General features: G+C 60.5%; 19 protein-coding genes. 11 read left to right on the forward strand and 8 right to left on the reverse strand.

Going from position 1 to position 19,630, the window contains the following annotated elements:
* Nucleotides 1–11: 11 nt before the first annotated feature.
* From ACYZT7_RS29715 to ACYZT7_RS29750, 8 genes are all read left to right on the forward strand, one after another.
* The gene (locus ACYZT7_RS29715; RefSeq protein ID WP_462039239.1) at nucleotides 12–1,946 is read left to right on the forward strand and encodes a putative nucleotidyltransferase substrate binding domain-containing protein; all 1,935 of its coding nucleotides are present in this window, start codon (nucleotides 12–14) and stop codon (nucleotides 1,944–1,946) included.
* Nucleotides 1,943–2,650: a 3'-5' exonuclease gene (locus ACYZT7_RS29720; RefSeq protein ID WP_462039240.1), complete on the forward strand. Its 708-nt coding sequence runs from the start codon at nucleotides 1,943–1,945 to the stop codon at nucleotides 2,648–2,650. The genes ACYZT7_RS29715 and ACYZT7_RS29720 overlap by 4 nt, the downstream gene beginning before the upstream one ends.
* 299 nt (nucleotides 2,651–2,949) lie before the next feature.
* Entirely contained in the window at nucleotides 2,950–3,468 is a 519-nt protein-coding gene (locus tag ACYZT7_RS29725) for an RNA polymerase sigma factor (RefSeq protein WP_462039241.1), read from the forward strand.
* Nucleotides 3,465–4,436, forward strand: coding sequence for a FecR domain-containing protein (locus tag ACYZT7_RS29730; protein ID WP_462039242.1), 972 nt, complete (start codon nucleotides 3,465–3,467; stop codon nucleotides 4,434–4,436). The genes ACYZT7_RS29725 and ACYZT7_RS29730 overlap by 4 nt, the downstream gene beginning before the upstream one ends.
* Before the next feature lie 124 nt (nucleotides 4,437–4,560).
* On the forward strand, nucleotides 4,561–6,987 hold the full coding sequence (locus tag ACYZT7_RS29735; RefSeq protein ID WP_462039243.1) for a TonB-dependent siderophore receptor: 2,427 nt from the start codon (nucleotides 4,561–4,563) through the stop codon (nucleotides 6,985–6,987).
* A 72-nt stretch (nucleotides 6,988–7,059) separates the two neighbouring features.
* Complete coding sequence (locus tag ACYZT7_RS29740) at nucleotides 7,060–8,190, forward strand: PepSY-associated TM helix domain-containing protein (protein ID WP_462041883.1); 1,131 nt, start codon at nucleotides 7,060–7,062, stop codon at nucleotides 8,188–8,190.
* A complete protein-coding gene (locus ACYZT7_RS29745) occupies nucleotides 8,187–8,366 on the forward strand; it encodes a hypothetical protein (protein WP_462039244.1) in 180 nt (59 codons plus the stop codon). The genes ACYZT7_RS29740 and ACYZT7_RS29745 overlap by 4 nt, the downstream gene beginning before the upstream one ends.
* Before the next feature lie 57 nt (nucleotides 8,367–8,423).
* Entirely contained in the window at nucleotides 8,424–9,053 is a 630-nt protein-coding gene (locus ACYZT7_RS29750; RefSeq protein ID WP_462039245.1) for a glutathione S-transferase, read from the forward strand.
* Nucleotides 9,054–9,263: 210 nt separating this feature from the next.
* Here the strand turns inward: ACYZT7_RS29750 and creD are convergent, their stop codons facing one another.
* The 5 genes from creD to ACYZT7_RS29775 form a co-directional block, all read right to left on the reverse strand.
* Nucleotides 9,264–10,634 carry a cell envelope integrity protein CreD gene (gene creD, locus ACYZT7_RS29755; RefSeq protein WP_462039246.1) on the reverse strand — a complete coding sequence of 457 codons (1,371 nt, stop codon included), beginning with the start codon at nucleotides 10,632–10,634 and terminating at the stop codon, nucleotides 9,264–9,266.
* 271 nt (nucleotides 10,635–10,905) lie between these two features.
* Complete coding sequence (gene creC / locus ACYZT7_RS29760) at nucleotides 10,906–12,327, reverse strand: two-component system sensor histidine kinase CreC (RefSeq protein WP_462039247.1); 1,422 nt, start codon at nucleotides 12,325–12,327, stop codon at nucleotides 10,906–10,908.
* Nucleotides 12,327–13,007 (reverse strand): two-component system response regulator CreB, encoded by a 681-nt coding sequence (gene creB, locus ACYZT7_RS29765; RefSeq protein ID WP_462039248.1) that lies wholly within the window; start codon nucleotides 13,005–13,007, stop codon nucleotides 12,327–12,329. The genes creC and creB overlap by 1 nt, the downstream gene beginning before the upstream one ends.
* A gap of 59 nt (nucleotides 13,008–13,066) precedes the next feature.
* A complete protein-coding gene (gene rloA2, locus ACYZT7_RS29770; protein WP_462039249.1) occupies nucleotides 13,067–13,573 on the reverse strand; it encodes a retropepsin-like aspartic peptidase RloA2 in 507 nt (168 codons plus the stop codon).
* Between the two features lie 98 nt (nucleotides 13,574–13,671).
* Nucleotides 13,672–14,232, reverse strand: a complete 561-nt coding sequence (locus tag ACYZT7_RS29775) for a DUF2780 domain-containing protein (RefSeq protein WP_462039250.1) — start codon at nucleotides 14,230–14,232, stop codon at nucleotides 13,672–13,674.
* 212 nt (nucleotides 14,233–14,444) lie between these two features.
* Here ACYZT7_RS29775 and ACYZT7_RS29780 point away from each other — a divergent pair, with 212 nt between their 5' ends.
* From ACYZT7_RS29780 to ACYZT7_RS29790, 3 genes are read left to right on the forward strand one after another with little or no spacing between them, the layout of a single operon-like run.
* Nucleotides 14,445–15,035 (forward strand): fasciclin domain-containing protein, encoded by a 591-nt coding sequence (locus tag ACYZT7_RS29780; protein WP_462039251.1) that lies wholly within the window; start codon nucleotides 14,445–14,447, stop codon nucleotides 15,033–15,035.
* A 54-nt stretch (nucleotides 15,036–15,089) separates the two neighbouring features.
* Entirely contained in the window at nucleotides 15,090–15,722 is a 633-nt protein-coding gene (locus tag ACYZT7_RS29785; RefSeq protein WP_462039252.1) for a sigma-70 family RNA polymerase sigma factor, read from the forward strand.
* Nucleotides 15,719–16,393, forward strand: a complete 675-nt coding sequence (locus tag ACYZT7_RS29790; RefSeq protein WP_462039253.1) for an anti-sigma factor — start codon at nucleotides 15,719–15,721, stop codon at nucleotides 16,391–16,393. Before ACYZT7_RS29785 ends, ACYZT7_RS29790 begins: the two co-directional genes overlap by 4 nt.
* A gap of 90 nt (nucleotides 16,394–16,483) precedes the next feature.
* On the opposite strand, the gene fdhA is transcribed toward ACYZT7_RS29790, so the two are convergent.
* From fdhA to ACYZT7_RS29805, 3 genes are all read right to left on the reverse strand, one after another.
* Complete coding sequence (gene fdhA / locus ACYZT7_RS29795; protein ID WP_007947729.1) at nucleotides 16,484–17,683, reverse strand: formaldehyde dehydrogenase, glutathione-independent; 1,200 nt, start codon at nucleotides 17,681–17,683, stop codon at nucleotides 16,484–16,486.
* A gap of 178 nt (nucleotides 17,684–17,861) precedes the next feature.
* A complete protein-coding gene (gene purU / locus ACYZT7_RS29800; RefSeq protein WP_008147101.1) occupies nucleotides 17,862–18,719 on the reverse strand; it encodes a formyltetrahydrofolate deformylase in 858 nt (285 codons plus the stop codon).
* Nucleotides 18,720–18,931: 212 nt separating this feature from the next.
* Complete coding sequence (locus ACYZT7_RS29805) at nucleotides 18,932–19,564, reverse strand: sarcosine oxidase subunit gamma (RefSeq protein ID WP_462039254.1); 633 nt, start codon at nucleotides 19,562–19,564, stop codon at nucleotides 18,932–18,934.
* Nucleotides 19,565–19,630 lie beyond the last annotated feature (66 nt).

A 19,630-nucleotide genomic window follows, 5' to 3' on the forward strand; every position in this document is an offset into this window, starting at 1 on the left:
CGGTAATAGTTATGAGTAAAGCGGACGCCTTCACACAGGCAGGGAAAACCGCGGTGTTGCAGAACATCCAGGGCACTTTGCAATTCCTTCAGCGATTCCCGCCCTTCAATCAAATGGAACACGCCCACCTGGCGTACCTGGTCGAACAGTGTCAGCTGCGTTTTTATGCCCCCGGCGAAAGCATCATCAAACCCGCCGACGGCCCGGTTGAACATTTCTACATCGTCAAACAAGGCCGGGTCGTGGGTGAACGTCCCCACACGGCCAAGGGCGGGACCGAAACCACTTTCGAAATCGCCACCGGCGAGTGTTTCCCCCTCGCCGCGCTGCTGGGGGAGCGTGCAACCCGCACCGAACACCTCGCGGCCGAAGACACCTTTTGCCTACAGCTGAACAAGCTGGCGTTCATCAAATTGTTCGCACTTTCCAACGCGTTTCGCGACTTTTCCCTACGCGGCGTGAGCAGCCTGCTGGATCAGGTTAACCAGCAAGTCCAGCAAAAAGCCGTGGAAACCCTCGGCACCCAGTACTCGCTCAATACCCGACTGGGCGAATTGGCCATGCGCCATCCGGTGACCTGCAGCCCGGCCACGCCGCTGCGTGAAGCCGTGACCCTGATGCATGAGCAGCAGGTCGGCAGCATTGTGGTGGTCGACGAACATAAATCGCCGCTGGGGATTTTCACCCTGCGCGACCTGCGCCATGTGGTGGCCGACGGCACTAACGACTTCAACGAAGCCATCGAACGGCACATGACCCAGGCGCCGTTTTTCCTGTCGCCGGACCACAGCGCCTTCGACGCGGCGATTGCCATGACCGAGCGGCACATCGCCCACGTCTGCCTGGTGAAGGATCATCGCCTGTGCGGCGTGGTTTCGGAACGTGACCTGTTTTCCCTGCAACGGGTCGATCTGGTGCACCTGGCGCGGACCATCCGCAGCGCCCAGAAGGTGGAAAATCTGGTTGCGATGCGCGGCGAGATCGGCCAACTGGTGGAGCGCATGCTGGCCCACGGTGCCTCTTCAACCCAGATCACCCACATCATCACCCTGCTGAACGACCACACCGTGTGCCGGGTGATCGAACTGACCCTCGCCGAGAAAGGTGACCCCGGCATTCCGTTCAGTTGGCTGTGCTTCGGTAGCGAAGGTCGCCGCGAACAGACACTGCACACCGATCAGGACAACGGCATTCTGTTCGAAGCCCGGGACGCGGCCCATGCCGCCGAACTTCGCGGCAAATTGCTGCCCATTGCCCAGCAGATCAACCAGAGTCTGGCGCTCTGCGGCTTCACGCTGTGCAAGGGCAACATCATGGCCGGCAACCCCGAACTGTGTCTGTCCCGGGCCGAATGGGCGCGGCGTTTTGCGGCGTTTATCCGCGAGGCAACGCCTGAGAACCTGCTGGGTTCGAGCATTTATTTCGACTTGCGCGTGGTCTGGGGGGACGAGCAAGGCTGCGAGCAGCTGCGCCAAGGCATTCTCGATCAAGTGAATGACAACCGACTGTTCCAACGGATGATGGCCGAGAACGCCCTGCGTAACCGTCCGCCCGTAGGACGTTTCCGTGAGTTCGTACTGGCTCGCAAGAATGGTGAGAAAGCCACTCTGGACTTGAAGGTCCAGGGGCTAACACCGTTTGTCGACGGAGCCCGACTGCTCGCCTTGGCTCATGGGGTCGAGGCGAACAACACGCTGGAGCGCTTTCGCCAACTGGTGGACAAAGAAGTCATCGAACGGCTGGACGGTGCGGCGTACGAAGAGGCTTATCACTTCATCCAGCAAGCCCGCATGCAGCAACATCAGCTACAGACTCGGGAGAACTTGCCCTACTCCAACCGGGTCGACCCTGACAGCCTCAATCATCTGGATCGACGGATCCTGCGTGAATCCCTGCGCCAGGCACAACGCCTGCAAAGCAGCCTGGCCCTGCGGTATCAGCTATGAGCCTGTTTTCATGGCTGCGCCCGGCAGGTCCGAGTCTTCCCGGCGAACTCCAACAACGCCTGCAACGCTTGCCCTCGGCGGCAGAGCTCGGCGAATGCAGCCTGCGCGAACAACGCTGGGTGGTGCTCGACCTGGAAACCACCGGGCTGAACCTGAACAAGGATCGCGTGCTGTCCATCGGTGCGGTGGTGATTGAGGACGGCGCGATCGACTTCAGCCAGCAGTTCGAACGCACGTTGCAATGCGCCGACATGAAGTTGGCACCCAGCGTGTTGATTCATGGCCTGGGGCCGAGTGCGATTGCCGCGGGCAGCGATCCGGCTCAGGCCTTGGTCGAGTTCATGGAATTTGTTGGCGACAGCCCGGTGCTGGCGTTTCATGCGCCGTTCGATCAGCACATGCTCGGGCGCGCGCTGAAAGACCATCTGGGCTACAAGTTGCAGCATCCATTTCTGGATGTAGCTGATATCGCGCCGCTGCTTTGCCCTCAGGCGCACATTCGCGATGCCGGGCTGGATGAGTGGATCGACTGGTTCAAACTGGAAGTGTTCGAGCGCCACAATGCCAGTGCCGATGCGTTGGCCACCGCTGAGCTGGCGTTGATTTTGTTCAGCCGGGCGCGGCAGATGCAGATTCATAGTCCGTTGAATCTGCAGCAGCGGTTGAGTCAGTGGAAACGCAGGCAGCGAGCACCTTCGTTTTGAAATAGTGGAAAATTCAAGAGCCACCCCTCACCCCAGCCCTCCCGAAACGTCGGACCGCCCCAGAGGGGAGAGGGGGAAAGGGAGCCGATCTCTATGCGCTTCAAACCTGAGTTCGACTCGATATCTCAGGTCGATGTACCTCCAAGAACTCCTCGGTCAGTCCCCTCGCCCCTCGGGGAGAGGGTTAGGGTGAGGGGGATCGATTTTGACCCGACCAGCGCCAATTGCTTACCTCCCCCGCCTCTGCCACAATCGCGAACAATTCTCGTTAGTTAACACTTCCCAATCGGTGATGCTGCGTGTCGTCAGTCCAAAGCCCTCAAAGTGAGCTCGTTGGTGCGTTGTATCGCGACCATCGCGGTTGGCTATTGGCTTGGCTGCGACGCAACGTCGCCTGTCCGCAACGAGCCGAAGACCTGAGTCAGGACACGTTCGTGCGCTTGCTGGGTCGTGAAGAGCTGAAGGCGCCGCGCGAACCACGCGCGTTTCTGGTGGCGATTGCCAAGGGTCTGCTGTTCGACTATTTCCGCCGCGCCGCGCTGGAACAGGCCTACCTCACCGAATTGATGCTGATCCCCGCAGGTGAACAACCGTCGGTGGAGGAACAGCAACTGATCCTCGAAGACCTCAAAGCCATCGACCGCCTGCTCGGCAAGCTCTCAAGCAAGGCCCGGGCGGCGTTTCTCTATAACCGCCTCGACGGCCTCGGCCACGCCGAAATCGCCGAGCGTCTGGGTGTGTCAGTGCCGCGAGTTCGTCAGTACCTGGCCCAGGGCATTCGTCAGTGCTACATCGCTTTGTACGGTGAGCCGGTATGAGCCCGCTCAGCTCCAAACCGGTATCGGCGCAAGTGCTGGATGCCGCGATTGCCTGGCAATTGTCCCTGGATTCCGGCAATCCGGTGGAACGCGAAGAGTTCGCCAAATGGCACGCCGCCCATGAAGAACATGCCCGCGCCTGGCGTCAGTTGGGCATGCTCGACCAGCGTTTCAGCGTCGCCAGTGGCCCGGCCCGCACGGCCTTGTTGCAATCGCGCGAAAGCATTCGCCGGCGCGTGCGCAAATTGGGCAGCGGCGTCGCCAGCATTGTCGCGGTGATCGGGTTGGCGCTGTTCGCCGGTGATCGTTATCTGCCGGTCGACTATTGGCTCGCCGATCAACGCACCGCCACCGGCGAGCAACGCACCCTGCATTTGAGCGACGGCACGCGGGTCAACCTCAACACCCACAGTGCCGTGGACGTGCGTTTCGATGAGAAGCAGCGGCTGATCGTCCTTCAGGAAGGGGAGATCCTCGTCGAAACCGGCCACGGCGATGCCCGGCCATTTATCGTCGAAACCCGCGAAGGCAGCATGCGCGCACTGGGGACAAGGTTCCTGGTCAAGCGCGAAGAACAAGGTACGCGCCTGAGCGTGCTGAAATCGGCGGTGGCGGCTCATCCCGAGGCGAGTCCTGAAGAACGGATTCTGCGGGAGGGCCAGCAAGTCCTGATGCGCAGCAATGGCCTTGGGCCGATCGTCGCGCTCAACCTCGGCGCCGATGCCTGGACCCGCGGCATGCTGGTGGTGGACAACACGCGGCTGGAGGACCTGGTCCATGAACTCGGCCGCTATCGTCGCGGGCATTTGGGTGTTGCACCCGAGATTGCCGACCTGCGAATCACCGGCAGCTTCCCGCTGCATGACACCGACAAGGCGCTGAGCGCGCTGTTGCCGACCCTGCCGGTGCAGATCGAACAGCACACGCCGTGGTGGGTGACGGTCGTGGCGAAGACTGAGACTAAATGACCGTTCCCACGCGTGGGAACGATTCACTTACTGAATCGAAATTATTTTCAATCAGCCCTATCACTTTTGAATTCTCGTTCGGCACCTAGGCAATTGAGAAATATTTCCATTCAGGAGCCGCCGTATGTCCCGTTCGCTAGACACCTTGTTGCGCCCCAGTTTGCTGGCGGTCGCCATTGCCCTTTGCGCCCCTCTGGCCAGCAGTCAGCTGATTGCCGCTGAACAGGCGTCCAGCGTTCGCGCCTACAACCTGCCGGCTGCGCCATTGGCCAGCACCCTCAATCAGATCGCCAGCCAGGCCGGCCTCGCGTTGTCGTTGAATCCATCGCTGGCGGCGGGCAAAACCTCGGCCCCGGTGAAGGGTCAGTTCGATGCTCCCGGCGCCCTGCGTGAAGCCTTGCGCGGCACCGGTCTGCAACTGGAACAGAGCAGCGCTGGCACCTACAGCCTGGTGGCCGTGCCCGAGGGTGTGATGGCCCTGCCGGAAACCGCCATCATCGGCGTCGAAAGTACCGAGAGTGCCTGGGGACCGGTGGAAGGCTACCTGGCGACGCGCACCGCCGCCGGCACCAAGACTGACACCGCGCTGGTCGAAGCACCGCGTTCGATCTCCATCGCCACCCGCGAGCAAATGGAAGACCGCAACGTGCAAAACCTCGATGACGCCGTGCGCTACATGCCGGGCATCGTCGCCAGCAGCTACGGCAGCGACACCCGCGCTGACTGGCTGCGCGTTCGCGGTTTCGAACCGACCCAGTTCCTCGATGGCTTGCCGCTGCCAAAAGGCGTGTACGCCAACCCGAAACAGGAAACCTGGAACCTCGATCGCCTCGCCCTGCTGCGCGGCCCTGCTTCGTCTGTCTACGGCCAAACCCCACCGGGCGGCCTGCTTGACATGGTCAGCCGTCGTCCTACCGCTGAAGACAGCCACGAGATCCAGGTGCAGTACGGCAGCGACAATCATCGTCAGATCAGCTTCGCCAGCACCGGCAAGATCGACGATGAAGGCCAGTTTCTCTACAGCCTGAGCGGCGTGGTGCGCGACAGCGGCACGCAGATCGATCACGTCGACAACAAGCGCTACAACATTGCGCCGAGCCTGACCTGGAACATCGACGAAGACACGAAATTCACCCTGCTCACCCAGTTCACCCGTGACGATACCGGCATCACCAGCCAGTTCCTGCCGGTGCAAGGCACTAAAATCGACATGCCGTTCGGTAAAGTTTCCCATCACAAAAATCTGGGCGACCCGGACTGGGAATTCTACGACCGCACCTACTACGCGCTGGGTTATGCGTTTGAACATCGCTTCAACGATGTCTGGCAGTTCAAGCAGAACCTGCGTTACACCAAGTCGGACCTGTCTTTCCAGGCCCTTACTGTCGGCTCGTATCCGTTTACTCAGGTGGATAACGAAGGCAACGTCGGGCGCACAAGCACCAGCGTTGACGAAGACATCAGCCAGTTCGCCGTGGATAACAATTTCCAGGCCGACTTCGCCACCGGCGATGTCCGTCACACCCTGCTGCTGGGTCTCGACCACCAGCGCAGCAACACCAACTACACCTCGATTTTCGGTGACGGGCTGACCACCAACGTCAACGACCCGATCTATGGCCAGCCAATCGTTCGTCCGCCGCGCTCCACCGCGTTCTACGACTACGACCAGAAGACCTACCAGACTGGCTTGTACGTGCAGGATCAGATGGCCCTCGACCAATGGCGCCTGACCCTCGGCGGCCGTGAAGACTGGGTCCATACCGGCACCAAGTTCTTCAACAAGGGCGATGCCACCAACACCGAGCGCGACAAGGCCTTCAGCGGCAACGCGGCGATCAGTTATGTGTTTGAGTCGGGCTTTGTGCCGTACCTGTCGTACGCCGAATCCTTCCAGCCCACTACCGGCGCGCTAGCCTCGTCCACCGAATCGTTCAAACCTACCGAAGGCAAGCAGTGGGAACTGGGCGTCAAATACCAGCCACCGGGCAGCAAAACCCTGCTCAGCGCGGCGGTGTATGACCTGACCCAGAAAAACGTCTCGGTCACCACCACCGTGGGCGCTGTGCCGATCACCAGCCAGACCGGCGAAGTGAAAGTCAAAGGCCTGGAGCTGGAAGCTGTTTCCGACGTCACCGACAACCTGAAAATCATCGCTGCCTACACGCTGGCAAAATCCGAAGTGCAGAAAGGCGACAACAAGGGCAACCGTCTGCAACTGATGCCTAACCAGCAAGCTTCGCTGTGGGCTGACTACACCTGGCACAACGGCGTGCTGGACGGTTTCGGCATCGGCGCCGGCGCACGCTACACCGGTAACACCTATGGCGATCAGGCCAACACCTGGCTGGGCAAAGCCGACGCTTATACCGTATTCGACGCCGCAGTCCATTACGACCTCGGCCGTCTGGACAACAGCCTGAAAGGCGCGTCGCTGGCGCTCAATGCCACCAATCTGCTGGACAAGGATTACATCTCCACGTGCGACGGTTTCTACTGCTACTACGGCGACCAACGCAGCGTCGTCGCCAGTGCAACTTACAAGTGGTAATTGCCTGACCTGACATGCGCAATGACCAAGCCGTCCTTCAAGGACGGCTTTGGTATTTCTGAAGGCCATGAAATGAAAAGTAAAACAATTCGCCGCTGGTCCTTCGTCCATACCTGGACCAGCCTGATCTGCACGGTGTTCCTGCTGATGCTGGCGCTGACCGGCTTGCCGTTGATCTTCCATCACGAGATCGACCACCTGCTGGGCGATGCTGCTGAATTGAAGCAAATGCCGGCCGACACCCCGCAGCTGGACTTGCAGCAGTTGGTACTGGCCGCCGAAAAACATCGCCCCGGCGAGGTGATGCAGTACTTCGGCTGGGAAGAAGAAGACCCCAACGGCGTGATCGCGATCATGGCCCCCACCGCCGGCACTGAACCGAACTCGTCTCACACCTTCATGCTCGACGCCCGCACCGGTGAGGCGCTGGAGATGCCGTCGGCCAACGGCGGTTTCATGATGATCATGCTGCGCCTGCACGTGGACATGTTTGCCGGTCTGCCGGGCAAGTTGCTGCTGGCGTTCATGGGACTGATGTTTGTCGTGGCCATTATTTCCGGGACGGTGCTGTACTTGCCGTTCATGCGGCGGTTGAAATTCGCCACCGTGCGCCAGGACAAATCCCCCCGTCTGCGCTGGCTCGACCTGCACAACCTGATCGGCGTGGTGACCCTGACCTGGGCGCTGGTGGTCGGAGTGACCGGCGTCATCAGTGCCTGCGCCGATCTGCTGATCGCTGCGTGGCGCAACGACAGCCTGAGCGCGATGGTCGCGCCGTACCGCGATGCGCCGCCACTGACACACCTGGCGCCAGCGACCCGTTTGCTCGACATCGCCAAGGAAGTCGCACCGGGCATGCAGCCGGACTTTATCGCCTTCCCCGGCACACGATTCTCCAGCGAACATCATTACGCGGTGTTCATGAAAGGCAGCACTCACCTGACCTCGCACCTGCTGACACCGGTGCTGATCGACGCCAGCACCCTGCAAGTCACCGCCGTGGCCGAACGGCCGTGGTACATGGACGCCATGGGCATGTCACAACCGCTGCACTTCGGTGATTACGGCGGTATGCCGATGAAGATCCTTTGGGCGACCCTGGATGGGCTGACCATCATCGTGCTCGGTAGCGGGGTTTACTTGTGGGTGGTGCGGCGCAAGGCTGCAAAACCTGTGCTCGATAACGCGGAGAGTCCAGCATGACGCCGAGGCAGTCGAATTTCTGGAAGGTCTTCTCCACCCCCACGGTTATCGCCCTGCTCAGCGCTGCGGGGCTGTTCGCCGCCTTGCTGGGCGATGGCGTGTGGGATGCCTTGAGCTGGCTTGGCCTGGGTGTTCCAGCAATCTTCGCCCTGCGCGGCCTGCTGCAACGTCGCTGACTGAGCAGCGGATCAACGCGCTATGCTGCCGACACTGCCACCGACCGAGACGCTGCCATGTCCGCCCCCAGCATGACCCTGTTCCACAACCCTTTGTCGCCCTTCGTTCGCAAAGTCATGGTGCTGTTGCACGAAACCGGTCAACAGGACCGCGTGGCGCTGCAAGACTGCGTGCTGACGCCGGTTACCCCGGACCTTAGCCTCAACGAAGACAACCCGCTGGGCAAGATCCCGGCCCTGCGCCTGGCCGATGGCAACGTCATCCATGACAGCCGGGTGATCCTCGATTACCTCGATCACCAGCACGTCGGCAATCCGCTGATACCGCGCGACGGCTCGGCCCGCTGGCGGCGCCTGACCCTGGCCTCCCTGGCCGACGGGATCATGGACGCTGCGGTGCTGATTCGTTATGAAGTCGCACTGCGTGCCCCGGAAAAACACTGGGACGAGTGGCTTGATGGTCAGCGCGAGAAGATTCGTCGCGGCCTGGCAGTGCTGGAAGCCGACGCGATTGCCGAGCTGACCAGCCATTTCGATGTGGCGGCAATCAGTGTGGCCTGTGCTTTGGGCTACCTGGATTTGCGCCATCCGGATCTGGAATGGCGCGCGGCGAATCCGAAGCTGGCTGCGTGGTATTTCGAAGTCAGTCAGCGGGCTTCGATGCTGGCGACGATGCCGAAGGTTTAGAACTTCGCTGGCTGTCAGGGCCTCATCGCGAGCAAGCTCGCTCCCACATTTGATCTCTAGTGCCCACAAATAGTGTGTTCACAGTAGATCCACTGTGGGAGCGAGCTTGCTCGCGATGGCACCACACCGGATCTAACGGAAACAACCCGTGAATCAGCGTCGCCAACACCTCGCCCTCCCGCTGATCCTCACGCAGCCCCAACGACCGGCTCATTCCACCGCTCCAATATCAAACGCCAGCGGCTTGGCCGACTTCTGCCCAATCCCATACCAGTCCAGCTTGCGGGTCAGCACCATAAACACGCCCAACAACCCGAACAACAGCAGCGAACCCATCAACAACGCGTAATCCTCTGCACTCAGCAAGCCGTAGAGCAAGCCGTACAACGCCGCCAATCCCGCCGAAAAACTCAAGCCGTGACGTACGCTGCGCAACACATGGCAGACATAAAAACCGATCAACAACACACAGCCACCCGCCGACAGCAGGTACGCCAGGGCAAAGCCGATGTGCTCGGACAGCGACAGCAACAGCAGATAGAAAAACGCCAGGGCCACGCCCACCAGCGCGTATTGCACCGGGTGTACCGCGAGGCTTTTCAGCACTTCGAAGAGGAAGAAACCGGCGAAGGTCAGGACGATAAACAGCAACGCATATTTGATTGCCCGATCGCTTTTCAGGTACTGATCCACCGGGTCGATGAAGCTCACGCCGAAACTACGGCCGGTGTAGGCTTCGCAACCGTCGCCGGACACGCAGCTGCTCAAGGCCTCTTGCAGGTTGGTCGAGAAAAACGAGGTCTGCCAATGGGCGGTGAAGCCCTGATCGCTGACTTCACGCTGGGCCGGCAGGTAGTTGCCGATGAAACTCGGATGCGGCCAATTGGCGGCCAGTGAAACCTTGCTGGTCTTGCCTACCGGAAGGATCCGTAACTGACCAGTGCCTTGCAAACGCAGGTCGAAACCGAAGGCCAGTTGCATGGTTTGTTTCGCGTCGAGCGCCGGCAGGGTTACATGCACGCCCTCCCCCAACCAACCCACCTGGCTACCGGGGACGAAGTCGAGTTTCTGGCCATTGAGCTCGAGTTTCAGGGCATTTTCGATGCCGCGAATGTCGCTGATCCCGACCGCCAAAAACGGCTGGTCGAACTGGTAATCGACGAAATCCTCCTTGATTCCCAGTTGAGCCGGTACCGAAAAATGCCCGCTGATGCGGTTGTCCGCATGAAATAGACGCGCCTCATAAATGCCCCGAGCACGCAGTTCGGTCTGGACGTCGCCGTCGAGTTCGAAGCGCTCCGGGAGGAAATACAAACGACCGCGTTCTTCACCCACTTCCTGGTAGCGCTGGTTGGTTTTCTCGTTGAGCTTCCAGGTGCGCACCACTTTGCGATACGGCACCACCATCAACGGCCCGCTCAGTTGCTGGCTGTAGCTGGAACTGCGGGCGATGTCTTCGAGGACACCGTCGCGCAGTTGCTGGCGGTCCTGGATCACGCCGTTGATCATCAGGAGCGGGATCAGCAACAACAGAATCAGAAGGGCAATTGCCCCGAGTTTTAGGGTCAGGCTGCGGTTCATGGGACTCTCCCTGTTTGGATGGGGAGAGTCTGGGATTTGTATGTGGAGGGTGTGTGGGGGGAATGTGGAGAGTGTGTGGGAAGTTCAAGCACCCCCTCACCCTAACCCTCTCCCCAGAGGGGCGAGGGGACTGACCGAGGTGTTCTTAGAGCTACATCGACCTGAAATATCGAGTCGAACTCAAGTTTGAAAAGCTTGAAGATCGGCTCCCTTTCCCCCTCTCCCCTCTGGGGAGAGGGATGGGCGGGCGGCGTTCCGATGAGGGGTGGCTCTAAGCAGGCATACACAACTTGACTTCAACACCGTCGTCGACATTACCGATGCTTACCGTTCCACCATGCAACTTCACCACTTCCTCAACAAAGTTAAGTCCCAAACCCGTGCTCTTGCGCCCGCTGTCCGGTCGCGGCAATGAGTAAAACCGCTCACTCAACCTCGGCAGCGCATAGTCGGGAATCGCCTCGGCCTGGTTGAATAGCCTGAACTCGATCTGTTCACCGATCTTCTCGGCGCTGAATCGCAGCAAGCCATGAGCCGGGGTGAAATCCAAAGCGTTCTCCAGCAAATTCCCCAGCGCCTGACGCAACAGGAATGGTTCGCCGAGCAGGTTCAAATCCGCCGCAATCCGTTGTTCCACGCGCAACTGCTTGCCTTCGATGCGCGCCGCCTGAGCGCTCAGCACTTCATCTACCAGCTTCGCCAGCGGCACCGCCACCCGCTCCTCCAGCCCTTGGCGCTGTTCAACTTGAGCCAGATTCAACAAACGCTTGATCAACTGCTGCATCCGCACACTTTCGCTGTCGATGTTGCTGACAAAACGCTGCTGCTGGGCCAACGGCATCTCGCCTTGCAGCAACTCCGCCGCGCCGCGAATAGCCGCCAGCGGGCTTTTCAGTTCGTGGGTCAATGTGTGCACGTAACGCTCGACGTAGGCTTTACCTTCGAGCTGCGTGCGCATCTGCTCCACCGCCGTCGCCAGTTGTTCCAGCTCGCCGCCACGGTAGTGCGGAACCTCGACCCGCCGGCCTTCACTGACGGCCTGAGCGTAAGCAGTCAGCCGCCGCAGCGCCGCGCTCAACCACCACGACAACAGCGCGCCGAACAGCAGACCGAGGCCGATCAACCCTGCCCCCCAGGCAAGCAATCGCCGTTCGGTGCGATCAACGTATGGCTGCAACGAGCTGTTGGGTTTGGCCACGGTAACCACGCCAATAATCTGGCCGTTGTCGCGAATCGGGGCGCCGACGTGCATCACCGAGGAGTTCGGATCGTTCGGATCGCTGCGGCTGGAACGAGCGCCATATTTGCCACGCAGGGTCAGTAAAACGTCGTTCCAGCGCGAGTAATCCTGACCCACTGCAACGCCGCTGGAGTCCAGCACCACGACACCCTTGGCATCGGTGACGTAGATGCGGTGGTTGACCTGGTTCTTCGGCAATCCCCAGATGCTCGCCTTCGGTTGCCGTTCGCCATAAGCCTTGAGCAGTTCGGGCCAGCGGTTTTGATTCAGCGTGCCGACCTTGAAGTCGTCGCGCAGGATTTCAGCCATCAAGTTGGCAGTGTCGACCAGCGTTTCTTCGGTGGACTGGCGCACGCCGGGACGGATTTCTTCCATCACGGTGTTCAGCACAAAGTAGCCGGTCAGCCCGACAAACAGCACGTAGACCAGAAAAATCCGGATCCCCAGAGGCATCAGCTACGCCCCGGGCTGTAGCTGTAACCGAGGCCGCGATGGGTCTGGAGGGGGTCTGCGTCGGCCTTCACCCGGCGCAGTTTGGCGCGCACGCTCTTGATGTGGCTGTCGATACTGCGTTCGTAACCGGCATCAGCGGCGACGCCCAGCGCATCGAGCAATTGCTCGCGGCTGAAGACGCGCTCGGGTTGGTCCAGCAGGCAGTGCAGCAGGCGGAACTCATGGCGGGTCAGGGTTAGAGGCTGACCGCGATAGCTGATCTGCACGCGCTCGCTGTCGATGCGAAACAGTGCCGATGACACCTCGGCCGCCGCTCGCGGCGCCATGCGTTTGAGAATCGCCCGGACCCGCGCCGCCACCTCTCGTGGGCTGAACGGCTTGACCACATAATCGTCGGCACCGATTTCCAGGCCCACAACGCGATCGATTTCCGCATCACGGGCGCTGAGGAAGATCACCGGCACTTCGCTGAAACGCCGCAATTGCTTGCAGGTCTCGAAGCCGCTGATGTCCGGCAGACCAATGTCGAGAATGATCAGGTCGGCCGGGGTCTGGCGCTGATGCTCCAGCGCCGCCGCGCCAAGGCTCAACCAGGTGGTGGTGAAGCCCTCGCCCTGCAACGCGAACGTCAGGGTGTCGGCAATCGCCACTTCGTCTTCGACAATCAGGATATGGGGCATGGCGTCCGAGCCCGGCAGTTAAGTGGGCGAACGGTGCCCCAAGGCTGATTCGCCGTCAATCAGCAGTCGGGTTTGTCTGCCGTAAAGCGCCGCGCCGGGTTCACCGCCGCGCCGAATTCACGCAAGGCTTTGGCGCCGATCAACAAAGGGTAGTTGAAGCTGCTGCGGTCGGTGAGATTGACCTCCACCGTGCGCTTAACGTTGCCCAGGCACAATTCCAGATCGACCACTGGACGTTTGGTGGGGGCGATGTCGTCCTTCTCATCCTCGTCTTCTTCGGAGCGGGTCTTGATCTTGCTGATCCGCGCGACCTTGTGTTCGTAGACCTTGTTGCTCGCGCCTTTGGTGGCGAGGCGGAAGCGCACCCACTCGTCGCCATCGCGGGTGAAGGTTTCGATGTCTTTGGCCGACAGCGACGCGGTCAGGGCGCCGGTGTCCATCTTGGCCTTGAGGACTTCACCACCGATTTCCGGCAGCGCGATGTATTCGTAGCGCCCGTACAGGGTAGGCTCAGCGGCCAGAACCGGCAGGGCCACGAGGGAAAGCAGTGCAAGGAGGGATTTCACGTATTGGGCTTCCTTGAGAAGTGGACAGCGGGATTTTAGACCGTTGTTGAGTTGATCGTTCCCACAAGGTTAACGATCCCAAGGTGAAACATTCGTCGTCAACTACCGGTGCCTGCGCCCCAGATCCCGCCCAGGTTTGTCAGCAGCGAACCGCCGACACCCTGCTGACCGAAAAATTGCAGAAGCACAGGGGCAAACAGGCCGATCATGCCAGTGTCCATGCCCAATGCGCTGAAGGCACTGTTCAGGTCGTTGGTGTTGTTCACGTTGCCCAAGACGTTGTTCAGACCTGCCGCTTTACCGGACGAGCCAAGCAAGCCGCTGAGGACGCCCAGTTCACCGCCACCCGACAGTAAGTCGATTCCGGGCACGCTTTTGGACAACTCCGAGTAGTCGGTCGAACTCAATTGATTCTTCGCCAGACCGAGCATCGCCCCGGCACCGCCAATGGCTTGTTGTGGCGTCACGTTCAATTGGCTGAGCGCACTCAGCAGACCGGCCGTCTGCGCGGTCGTCGCAGTCGGCGCGGCCGCAGCGGCGTCATCGCCCTGCGTGCCGGAGATGGCATTGGCCGCATCGAACAGGCTGAACTGAGCAAAGACCGGACTGGCCGCCAGACACATCAGCGAAGCCAGTGCAAAACCGCGTGAAATCTTCATTCAGACATCCTCTTGTGCCATGAAAACCGCCCGAAAATGGGCGGCGAAAAACTGTCCGTTGGACTGGCATCTCAGGGGATTGTTCCCAGGCTCTGTGGGATCACACTCGTCGAAAAAAGATTATCCCGGTGCTGCATCCAGTCGGGTCCCGCCCGCGTATATCAAGCACGGACAGACATTCCTGGCCGATTCCCTGCACGAGGATCATCACCATGAAACGCACTTCGATCAAAACGCCGTTGATTGCCAGCCTGCTGACCCTGGCCTTGGGCGGCGGGTTCGCCCTGAACACCGTGCAAGCGGCAGACACGAACCATGCTGTCATCGTCGGCGGCCAGAGCATGATGCCGAGCAAAGACATCATCGATAACGCGGTGAACTCCGCCGACCACACCACCCTGGTCGCCGCCGTGAAAGCCGCAGGCCTGGTGGATACCCTCAAGGGCAAAGGACCGTACACCGTATTCGCCCCGGTCAACTCAGCCTTCGCCGCGCTGCCGGCGGGTACTGTCGACAACCTGCTCAAACCCGCCAACAAGGCGACCCTGACCCACATCCTCACCTACCACGTCGTCGCCGGGAAACTCGACATGCTGACCCTTGCCGAGAAGATCAAGGCCGGTGGCGGCAAGGCCGAACTGACCACCGTCGCGGGCGGCAAGCTGTGGGTGATGATGAACGGCCCGCACAACATCACGATCAAGGATGAAAAAGGTGACGTCGCCGACATCACGACCTATGACGTGTACCAGTCCAACGGCGTGATTCAGGTCATCGACAAAGTGCTGATGCCGAAAAGCTGAGGGGTGCCGCCGACCCTGTCCATCGGGGTCGGCGGTTTTGCGAGGTGGCCACCCGTGAATGGAACAACCGCGCACCGTGAACTAACCTCTGCTTGCAACCGGCACCTGCTGCCCACCTCGATTGCCTGGAGAACTGCTATTCCCACCGTCGATGCCGATCAGCTCAGGCAGCTTCTGGCCCAGTGCTCTCTGGGCGACCGCCGCGCTTTCGAGACGCTTTACCGCAGCGTCGGCCCTCGGCTGCATGGTGTAGCGCTGCGTTTCATGGGGCGGCAGGATCTGGCTGAAGAAGTGCTGCAGGAAAGCTTCGTGCGCATCTGGAACAACGCCTCGCGCTACGAGGCGCATCTGTCGGCGCCGCTGACCTGGATGATCAACATCACCCGTCATCAGGCCATCGATCAGTTGCGCAAACACCGCGACCGGCCGTTGAGCGACCTTGAAGAACAGGCGCTGGTGGATGAAAGCCCATCGGCCCACGAACAGCTCAGCAGTGCCCGTGAGGCCAGCGCCTTGAACCGGTGCCTGGAAAGCCTTGAAGGCATGCAGCGTCAATCGATCACCGTGGCTTACTTTCAGGGGTTGTCCTGCTCTGAGCTCGCCGAACACCTGGCCGCGCCGCTGGGCTCTGTGAAATCCTGGATCCGCCGCGGTATGGAGCGACTGCGCAGGTGCCTTGAATCATGAACTATCAAACCCCGACCTTGCGCCGCGCCCTCGCCGCCGATTACGCCATTGGCTTGATGCCTTCGGCCGCTCGTCGGCGTTTCGAACAGTTGTTGTTGGAGGACGCAGCATTGCGCGCGGAACTGGCGCAGTGGCAGGAAAACCTGACCAGTTTGACCGACGCACTGCCCGAGCAGCCGGTGCCGGATCGGGTGTGGCAGGGAATTACGGCGCGGATTGAGCCGCAAGTGTTGCATATGCCGGAGAAACGTCCGTTCTGGAGCTGGATGCGAGTGACGGCTGCGGTTTGCTCGCTGGTGATCGCCGTAACCCTGGGCATGCTCTACAACCGCGACAGTGCGCGTTACAGCGCCACGCTGCTGACTGCCGACGCGCAGCCTGCGCTGAAGGTTGAAGCGCATAAGGATTATTTGAAGGTCGAGCCGTTGGCTCTGGCAGCGGTCGATCCGGGGCGCAGTCTGGAGTTGTGGGCGATTCCGGCGGATGGCAAGCCGATTTCCCTTGGGGTGATTCCGGCTGGCGGCAAGGGGCGCGTAGAGTTGAGCGATGCGCAGAAGACGTTGATCGGCAAGCCGATTGCGCTGGCGGTGAGTCTTGAACCGAAGGGGGGCTCGCCGACTGGGCAACCGACGGGGCCGGTGTTGTATCAAGGGGCGTTGGCAGCCCTGTAAATGATCGTTCCCACGCAGAGCGTGGGAACGATCATCATCGAACAAAAAAAACGGCGACCCGAGGGTCGCCGTTTTGTTTTGCGTGAAGCCTTACGCTGCGCTGAACAGTTTGTGCGGATCGATCACAAACTTCTTCGGCACGCCTGCATCGAACTCGCCATAACCACGTGGCGCGTCATCGAGGCTGATGACTTCCACGCCAACGATGTCGGCAATGTGGATACGGTCCCACATGATCGCCTGCATCAGCTGGCGGTTGTACTTCATCACTGGCGTCTGACCAGTGTGGAAGCTGTGGGATTTGGCCCAGCCCAGACCGAAGCGGATGCTCAGGCTGCCCATCTTCGCGGCTGCGTCGACTGCACCTGGATCTTCAGTTACGTACAGCCCAGGGATACCGATCTTGCCGGCAACCCGAACCACGCCCATCAGCGAGTTCAGCACGGTAGCCGGAGCCTCGTGTTTCACGCCGTCATGGCCGTGACCGCGCGCTTCGAAGCCCACGGCGTCGACGGCGCAATCCACTTCTGGCTCGCCCAGCAGTGCAGCGATTTGTTCGTGCAGCGGGGTGTCCAGGGACAGGTCGGCGATTTCGAAACCCTGGGCCTTGGCGTGTGCCAGGCGGACGGTGTTGACATCACCGATGATCACCACTGCCGCGCCCAACAGGCGAGCGGAAGCGGCAGCGGCCAGGCCGACCGGGCCGGCGCCTGCGATGTACACGGTGCTGCCTGGGCCAACGCCAGCGGTGACTGCGCCGTGGTAGCCGGTTGGCAGGATGTCGGAGAGGCAGGTCAGGTCGCGGATTTTTTCCATCGCGCGATCGCGATCAGGCAGTTTCAGCAGGTTGAAGTCGGCGTACGGCACCATCGCGTATTCAGCCTGGCCGCCGGTCCAGTCGCCCATGTCGACATAACCGTAGGCACCGCCCGGACGCGCAGGGTTAACGCTCAGGCAAACGCCGGTGTGCATTTCCTTGCAGGAACGGCAACGGCCGCACGCCACGTTGAACGGCACCGACACCAGATCGCCGATCTGCAGGTTCTCGACGTCGCTGCCCTTCTCGATTACTTCACCGGTGATTTCGTGACCCAGTACCAGGCCGGTTTGAGCGGTGGTACGACCACGCACCATGTGCTGATCGGAACCACAGATGTTGGTGGAGACTACGCGCAGGATGACAGCGTGATTAATCTTCCTGCCGCGCGGGTCCTGCATTTTCGGATAGTCGATTTTCTGTATTTCGACCTTGCCATTGCCGAGATACACCACACCACGATTGCCAGACATGCTTTCACCTCGCTGTTGTTTTTATGTAGCGGTCGCGTCGCGATGGATCGGCGGCGCGTTGATTGCTCGGGTTATTGCCTGTGTGTCTTGCGTTGTTTGTTATGCCGCCATCGCGAGCAAGCTCGCTCCCACATTTGACCGCGTTCCCTGTGGGAGCGAGCTTGCTCGCGATAGCAATTTAAAGAACGACGGTGCGATTGGCGTTGAGGAACACCCGTCGTTCAATGTGATAACCAACAGCCCGGGCCAGGGTCAGCCCTTCGATATCCCGCCCCTTGGCGATCAAATCTTCCGGGTAGTGACTGTGGTCCACGGCCTCTACGCCTTGGGCGATGATCGGGCCTTCGTCCAGGTCGTTGTTGATGTAGTGCGCCGTGGCGCCGACCAGTTTCACGCCCTTGTTGTAGGCCTGGTGGTAGGGCTTGGCGCCCTTGAAACCCGGCAGCAGGGAGTGATGGATGTTGATCGCCTTGCCGTCGAGTTTGCGGCACAGCTCTGGCGACAGGACTTGCATGTAACGGGCAAGGATCACCAGTTCGGCGCCGGACTCTTCGATCACCTGCCAGACCTGACGCTCCTGCGACGGTTTGTCGTTCGGGTCCAACGGGAAGTGGTAGTACGGAATCTGATGCCAATCCGCCAACGGTTTGAGGTCCGGGTGGTTGGAAACCACGGCGGCCACATCCATGGACAACTGGCCGATGCGCTGGCGGTAGAGCAAATCGTTGAGGCAGTGATCGGCTTTGGAAACCATGATCACCACTTTTGGCCGGTAGTTCGGCGCGGTGAGTTCGAAGATCATGCCGAAGGCTTGGCCACGCTCTTCCAGGCCTGCGCGGAAGGCTTGTTCGTCGAAGCCATCAGGCTGACGGAATTCCACACGAATGAAGAAACGGCCCGAGAGCCGGTCATCGAAGGAATGGTGCTCGGTGACGTAGCAGCCCTGCTCGAACAAAAAGCGGGTCACCGCGTCCACGGTGCCGAGAACGCTTGGGCAGTCGGCGGTCAGAATCCATGTGTCTGGGGCGCGGCTCATAGTGCGGTGACTCCTGTTCGTTGTGCTGGGTGTCAGGGAAATCCACCCCTCACCCTAGCCCTCTCCCCAAAGGGGCGAGGGGACTGATCGAGGTGCTCATTCGAGCTACATCGACCTAAAATATCGAGTCGAACTCAGGTTTAAAAGCCCATGGAGATTGGCTCCCTTTCCCCTCTCCCCCGTGGGGAGATGGCTGGGGTGAGGGGTCGATCTCAAGCCTGAACACTAAGCCCGTATTCGGCAGCCGCATCCTGCAACCACAACCACCAGTAATCCGAGAAGCTGCGGCGAATCAGCAGTTCCCAGGTGTCTTCGGCGGTATGGCGGATCACCAGTTGCGACTTGGCAAACACAGTGCCCACGGCCTTGCCCACCGGGAAGCTGTTGGGGTGCACGTCGTAGCTGGTGGACTTCATCAGCACCTGGCGCACGTTCGGGCCGCTCAGTTCGAGGAGCTGCTGGCCGCCGCTGACGTTGGTGATCGCGATGTGCAGGTCGCCCAGCGCTTCACGCAGTTTTTGCTCGGCGGCGAATTCTTCACCGGTCGGCACGATCAACAGCCATTCATCCGGCCCCATCCATTGCAGGCTGGTTTCACCTTTGACGACGACGGTCAGCGCACCCGGCAATTCGATACCGAGGGCCTTGTGCACACCGGCAGCAAACGCAGCATCATGGCCATCGCCACGAATGGTCAGGTGGCCTAGGAGTTTTTTCTCACGCACGATCACGCCGGCGCTTTTGCGACCCTTGCCCACCAGGCTTTGCAGGCCTGCGTGATGCAGCGACGACTCGGCCTTGGCCCCAGTGGTTGGGCGTTGTTGGTAAACATTGGCTGCGGTCATAAAGCACCTGTCCTGAATTCTTTTTGTACTCCCTGTGGAAGCAGCGTTGCCGCCATCGCGAGCAAG

The organism is Pseudomonas sp. RT4P38, assembly GCF_054897765.1.